The 6,436-nt window shown below is 62.5% G+C and carries 7 protein-coding genes; 6 read left to right on the top strand and 1 reads right to left on the bottom strand.

Features of this window, described 5'->3' with window-relative positions; translation table 11 throughout:
* Nucleotides 1–8 precede the first annotated feature (8 nt).
* The gene (locus tag AYR66_RS17060; protein ID WP_088708499.1) at nucleotides 9–893 is read right to left on the bottom strand and encodes a LysR family transcriptional regulator; all 885 of its coding nucleotides are present in this window, start codon (nucleotides 891–893) and stop codon (nucleotides 9–11) included.
* Between the two features lie 92 nt (nucleotides 894–985).
* Between AYR66_RS17060 and AYR66_RS17055 the strand changes: the two genes are divergently transcribed.
* The 6 genes from AYR66_RS17055 to AYR66_RS17030 all read left to right on the top strand — a co-directional run.
* A complete protein-coding gene (locus AYR66_RS17055; RefSeq protein WP_088708498.1) occupies nucleotides 986–2,182 on the top strand; it encodes a CaiB/BaiF CoA transferase family protein in 1,197 nt (398 codons plus the stop codon).
* A gap of 26 nt (nucleotides 2,183–2,208) precedes the next feature.
* Nucleotides 2,209–3,348, top strand: coding sequence for an acyl-CoA dehydrogenase family protein (locus AYR66_RS17050; RefSeq protein ID WP_088709873.1), 1,140 nt, complete (start codon nucleotides 2,209–2,211; stop codon nucleotides 3,346–3,348).
* Between the two features lie 132 nt (nucleotides 3,349–3,480).
* Nucleotides 3,481–4,428, top strand: coding sequence for an ABC transporter substrate-binding protein (locus AYR66_RS17045; RefSeq protein ID WP_420093133.1), 948 nt, complete (start codon nucleotides 3,481–3,483; stop codon nucleotides 4,426–4,428).
* 21 nt (nucleotides 4,429–4,449) lie between these two features.
* Nucleotides 4,450–5,226, top strand: coding sequence for an ABC transporter permease (locus AYR66_RS17040; protein WP_088708496.1), 777 nt, complete (start codon nucleotides 4,450–4,452; stop codon nucleotides 5,224–5,226).
* On the top strand, nucleotides 5,223–6,014 hold the full coding sequence (locus tag AYR66_RS17035; RefSeq protein WP_088708495.1) for an ABC transporter ATP-binding protein: 792 nt from the start codon (nucleotides 5,223–5,225) through the stop codon (nucleotides 6,012–6,014). The genes AYR66_RS17040 and AYR66_RS17035 overlap by 4 nt, the downstream gene beginning before the upstream one ends.
* Before the next feature lie 6 nt (nucleotides 6,015–6,020).
* Nucleotides 6,021–6,436 (top strand): electron transfer flavoprotein subunit beta/FixA family protein (locus AYR66_RS17030; RefSeq protein ID WP_141104261.1); only part of this gene is annotated, 416 nt, incomplete at its 3' end.

The raw sequence follows: 6,436 nt of genomic DNA, 5'->3' as shown, positions 1-6,436 counted from the left end.
GGATGTTGTCAAAAATGATTGCGTGCCACCCGGATGAAAGCCTCGGCCGCCGGCGACAGCCTGCCCTCGGCGGCTGCCGCCGCGACAATCTTCTGCGGCGGCAGGTTTCCTTCCAGCGGTTTGCAGACGATCCGCTTGCCGTCGTAGCTGTAGTCACGGCTCGGCCGCGTTACCAGAATGGAAACGCCGTGGCCGTTCGCCACAAGGGAGCGGACCATTTCGATGGAGTGTGTCTTCAATACCAGGCGCGGTGTCGCGCCGCCGACGTGCAGGATCGAGAGGAAGTAGTCGCGGCTGTGCGGCAGGTCGATCAGGATGAACGGCTCTCCGGAGAGATTGCTGACACGCAGCGAAGGCTGGCGTGCAAGCTTGTGGGTAGCGGGCAGCAGGACGTAGGGAGATTGCTGCCCGAGCGGCGTGATCGCCAGCTCCCTCAGCAGCCCCATGTCGTAAATGATGGCCAGGTCCAGCATGCCGCGTTCGACCTGGCTGACCAGCTCTTCCGTATCGCCTTCGACAATCTTCAGCTTTACATCGGGATACAGCTCGATGAAGGTACGCATGATCGCGGGCAGGTACATCGGGCCGAGCGTGGAGAAGCAGCCGACGGCCAGCTCGCCGGAGATGCCTCCGTCCTGCGCGGCGCCAAGCGCAACCGCGCCCTGCAGCACCGCCTGCGCCTGGTGGTAGCGCCGCTTTCCCGCGGACGTCAGCTCCAGTCCCTGCGCATGCTTCCGGTAAAACAGCGCTTCCTTCCAGAGCGATTCGAGCTCGCCGATCGCGGTCGAGATGGAGGGCTGCGACACGCTGAGCGCCGCTGCTGCCCTGGAGGTGCTGCCATGGCGGGCGGCGGCGACGAAATACTCGAGCTGGCGGAGCGTGAACGGTATCAAGATTTTTGATTCAAGGCATCAATACACTGTATTTTTAATTATACAGAGCGTCCCCTACCATGCAATCCATACCACGGACTACAGGGGACTCCATGTCGACACCATCCAGACTTCCACTTGCCGGCATCCGCGTGCTCGACTTCACGCGCGTGCTGTCCGGCCCCTTCTGCACGGCGCTGCTCGGCGACCTCGGTGCGGAAATCATCAAGATCGAGCCGCCGCACGGCGACGACTACCGCGCCGTCGGCCCCATGGTCAACCAGGAAAGCGCGATGTTTTCGGTCATCAACCGGAACAAGAAGAGCGTCGTACTCGACCTCAAGACCGATGAAGGCATCGCCGCCGTGCGCAAACTGGCGGAACGCGCGGATATCGTCGTCGAGAATTTCCGTCCCGGCGTGGCCGAGAAGCTGGGAATCGGCTATGCAGACCTGCATCGAGCCAACCCCGCGCTGGTGTACGTGAGCATTTCCGGCTTCGGGCAGGACGGACCGGCCGCGCGACGCCCCGCCTACGACATCATCATCCAGGCCATGTCCGGCATGATGGAAGCGACCGGCTCGCCCGACGGCCCGCCCACGCTCGTCGGCGAGGCGATGTCGGATGTCCTCAGCGGACTGTTCGCGTCCTGGGGTGCGCTGGTTGCCCTCTATGCCCGCGAACGTGACGGCAAGGGCACGCATGTCGACGTCTCGATGTTCGAGTCCACCCTCGCCTTCATGGCGACTTCGGTGTCGCGCTATCTGTTCACCGGCAAGCCCGCCGCACGCACCGGGAACCGGCATCCGCTGTCGGCGCCCTTCGGCGTCTACCAAGCGAAGGACGGGCATTTCGTGCTCGCCATCCTGAACAACAAGCTCTTCCGGCAGTTTGCGGAGACGATCGCGATGCCCCAGCTGGCCGCCGATCCCCGCTTTGCTTCCGATGAACTCCGGGCCGCCAACGAGCCTTCATTGCGCGAGGCCATTGAAACCTGGTCGCGCGGGCTGACAGTCGACGAGGTCACTCACGCGCTCGAATGCGCCGCCATACCCGCCGCGCCGATCTGGAACGTGCAACAGGCGCTCGACTTCGACCAGGCGAACCACCGCGCCTTCCTGAAGGAAGTCGACGACGACCGCTTGCCTGGCCTGCGCCTGCCGACCCAGCCGCTGAAATTTTCCGGCTTCGGCGCCAACCTCGCGGCCCGCGCGCCTCGCCTCGGCGAGCACACCGAGGAAGTGCTGGCCGGGCTGATTGGTTACAGCAGCGAAAAGATCCGGGAACTGCAGGCAGCCTGCGCCGGATGATTAATACGAACGACAAGAGGACCACCATGGCAATCCAGTTTGGCATCACCGAAGAAGATCAAGTACAGGCGGACGCAATCGGCCGTTTCGCCGCATCCGAACTCGCACCGAAGGCGCAGGAAGTCGACCGGCAGGAAGTCTCGACCGCGCGCTACGTTCCCTTGCTCGCCGACCTCGGCGTGATGGGCATGAACCTGCCCGAGCAATGGGGCGGCATCGGCGCATCGCCGACCGCGCTGGTGCTGTCACTGATCGAAATCGCCCGGGCCTGCGCGTCGACGGCATCGATGATCGGCGCACACTACCTCGCGACCGATTCCATCCTGATCGGCGGCGACGACGACATTCGCGGCCGCTATCTCCCGGATGCCGCCGCTGGCGTCAAGCTGGGCGCATTCGCGCTGACCGAACCGCGCGCCGGTTCCAATCCCGCCGACATGTCCACCCGTGCCGAACGCATCGGAGACAAGTACAGGATCCGCGGCGTCAAGCACTTCATCTCCAATGCCGGCGATGCCGACTTCATCGTCGTGTATGCGAAGACCGATCCCGCTGCCGGTCACAAGGGCATCAGCGCCTTTGTCGTCGATGCGGACACGGACGGTATCACGATCTCGAAGCCGGAAGCGCTGATGGGCATTCGCGGCGGCCATGCATTCGAGGTTGCGCTCGATTGCGAGGTTCCCGCCTCCAACCGCCTCGGCGAAGAAGGCACCGGTTTCAGGACCGCAATGAAAGTCCTCGACAACAGCAGGATCGACGTCGCCGCCAACAGCATCGGCATTGCCGAAGCCGCGATGCAGGCGGCCGTGGCATGGTCCAGGGAGCGTCTCGTCGGCGGCGAACCGCTGGCAGCCAGGCAAGGCATCCAGTGGATGCTCGCGGAGATGAAGGTCCGCCTCGAAGCGGCCCGCATGCTGACGCTGCAGGCAACCGGAAAACGCGCCGCCGGGCAGCGCTTTTCGCTCGAATCCTCGATGGCCAAGCTCTACGCTTCCGAAGCCGCCGGCTTCATCACCGACACCGCACTGCAGATCCACGGCGGTTACGGCTTCACGCGCGACCTTCCGCTGGAACGCTATGTGCGGGACGCACGGATCATGCGCATCTATGAAGGTTCGTCGGAGATCCAGAAGACAGTGATCGCACGCGCCGTTCTCGGTTAAAGGACCGTAGGGTGGGTAGAGCGCAGCGAAACCCACCGAAATGACGTCCACTGAGCGCATGGCGGGTTTCGCTACGCGCTACCCACCCTACGTTCCTATATGCATCCCCATAGGAGAAACAAGGAGACCATGATGAAAACATTCAGCAGATTCGCCGCCACCCTCTTCCTCTGCGCCGCCTTCAACAGCGCAAGCGCACAAACCAAGGTCGTGATCGGCATCAGCGGCTGGACCGGCTTTGCACCGCTGACGCTGGCCGACAAGGCCGGCCTGTTCAAGAAGAACGGCGTCGACGTGGAATTGCGCTCCATCCCGCAAAAGGACCGGCATCTCGTACTGTCGTCCGGCGCCGCCCAATGCGCGGCGACCACGGTGGAAACCCAGGTCGCATGGAACGCCAACGGCGTGCCGAACCAGCAATTCCTGCTGCTCGACCGCTCGCACGGCGGGGACGGTATTGCCGCGCGTCCCGGCATTCAGAAAGTGGCCGACCTCAAGGGCAAGACCGTCGCGGTGGATGCACCAGGAACCGCATCCTTCTGGCTGCTCGCCTACATCCTGAAAAAGAACGGCATGAGCATGGCCGACGTCAACCAGGTCAAGCTCTCGCCGCAGATGGCCGCCAATGCCTTCGTGACCGGCCAGAACGACGCCGCCGTGAGTTACGAGCCCTACCTGTCCACGGTGCGCGCAAGCAAGGACGCGGGCAGCGTGCTCGTGACGACCAGGGACTATCCGGTCATCGTCGACACGCTCGGATGCGCGCCGGAGTTCATCGAAAAGAATCCCCAAGCCGTGAAGGCGATCGTCGACAGCTACTTCGATGCGCTCGACATGATCAAGGCGCAACCCAAGGCCAGCTACGCCATCATGGGCGCGGCGGTCAAGCAGACGGCGGAACAGTTCGAGGAATCCGCGAAGTTCATCCGCTGGCCGACACGCCAGGAAAACGCCGAGTTCTTCGAGCGGGACATCAAGCCGTTCATGGCCGATGCTACCGGCATCCTCAAGGAAAACAACGTGATCCGGAATATCCCGGCCAGCCTTGATGTGCTGTACACGACGCGCTTCGCCAAATAGCCCGACTGGAAGAGAACGACCATGACACCACTCAAACCCATCAGGCATTCCACACGCATCGCGCTTGGCACCCTGTTCTTCATCCTGTTTTTTTCCAGCTGGGGTGCCGTGACGGTAGGCGGCCTCGTTCCGGCCACGTTCCTCGCCGATCCGCTCCAGATGCTTGCCGGCGGCTGGAGCCTGCTTGCGGACCACGGCTTCCTCAAGGATATCGGCGCCACGGTCTGGCGGGTCCTGGCAGGCTTTGCGCTTGCGGCAGCCGTAGCCGTTCCCCTGGGCATTGCGATGGGCGCGTACAAGCCGGTCGAGGCCTTCCTCGAACCCTTCATCTCGTTCGCGCGCTATCTTCCCGCGTCGGCCTTCATTCCCCTGCTGATCCTGTGGACGGGAATCGGCGAGACGCAAAAGATCCTCGTCATCTTCCTCGGCTCGGTCTTCAACATCGTGCTGATGGTGGCGGTGGCGGTTGCCGAAACACGGCGCGACCTGGTGGAAGCGGCTTATACGCTGGGCGCGAAGGATGGCGCCATCCTGGCGCGGGTACTGATCCCGTGTAACGCGCCGCAGATTGCCGAGACGCTGCGCCTCGTCCTCGGCTGGGCATGGACCTATGTGATCGTCGCCGAACTGATCGGCGCATCGAGCGGCATCGGCTACATGATCACCAACAGCCAGGCGCTGCTGGCCACCGACCAGATCATCTTCGGCATCACCATCATCGGATTCATCGGACTGGTTTCCGATTACTTCTTCAAGCAGTTCAACCGAAAAGTCTTCCGCTGGAGCCTGTCGAAATGAATGCAAAACTGATTCTGCAGGATGTATCACGCACCTTCGAAGGCACGCGACATCATGCGCCCGTCACAGCGCTGCAACCGACCTCGCTGGTCGTCAACGAAAACGATTTCATCACGGTGCTGGGCCCGTCCGGGTGCGGCAAGTCCACGATGCTGCGCATTATCGCCGGCCTCGATGCTCCTACCGGGGGACGCGTCATGCTGGACGGACGCGCCGTGTCCGGCCCGGGGCCCGACCGCGGGGTGGTGTTCCAGTCGTACACGCTGTTTCCGTGGCTCACGGTAAAGCAGAACATCTGCTTCGGCTTGCGTGAAAAAGGAATGCTGCAAGCCGAACAGAACGAAACCGCGGACCGGTTCATCCACGAGATCGGGTTGCGGGGTTTCGAAAACCACTTCCCGAAAATGCTGTCCGGCGGCATGCAGCAGCGTGTCGCGCTGGCGCGTGCATTGGCGAACGATCCCGAAGTTCTGCTGCTGGATGAACCCTTCGGTGCCCTCGACAACCAGACACGCGTGCTCATGCAGGAACTCCTGCTCTCGGTATGGGAAGCGCACAGGAAGACAGTCATCTTCGTCACCCATGACATCGACGAAGCGATCTTCATGGCGAACCGGGTGATGGTTTTCTCCGCGCGTCCCGGGCGGATCAAGAAGGAGGTCGGTATCGGTTTCGGCTACCCGCGCCATTACACGCTGAAGACCACGCCGGAATTCTCCGAATACAAATCGCTGCTGACGAACGAGATCCGCGAAGAATCGATCAAGGCAGCCACTCTACTCGTTTAGGAAACAATGAAAATCCTCACACCCATCAAACGCGTGGTGGACTACAACGTCAAAGTCCGCGTCAAGTCCGACGGCAGCGGTGTCGATATCGCCAACGTCAAGATGTCGATGAACCCGTTCGATGAAATCGCAGTTGAAGAAGCCACCCGCCTGAAGGAAGGCGGCAAGGCGACCGAGATCATCGCGGTGTCCTGCGGCGTGACCCAGTGCCAGGAAACCCTGCGTACCGCGATGGCGATCGGCGCCGACCGCGGCGTGCTGGTCGAGACCGATGCCGAATTGCAGCCGCTGGCGGTGGCCAAGCTGCTCAAGGCGGTGGTCGACAAGGAACAGCCGCAGCTGATCATCCTCGGCAAGCAGGCGATTGACGACGACTGCAACCAGACCGGCCAGATGCTGGCAGCCCTGCTGGGCTGGCCGCA

The sequence above is a fragment of the Noviherbaspirillum denitrificans genome (assembly GCF_002211445.1).
GTDB classification, from domain to species: Bacteria; Pseudomonadota; Gammaproteobacteria; order Burkholderiales; family Burkholderiaceae_D; genus Noviherbaspirillum; species Noviherbaspirillum denitrificans.
The sequence above is the reverse complement of the archived record's forward strand: the minus strand, read 5'-3'. Positions and strand labels throughout refer to the sequence as shown.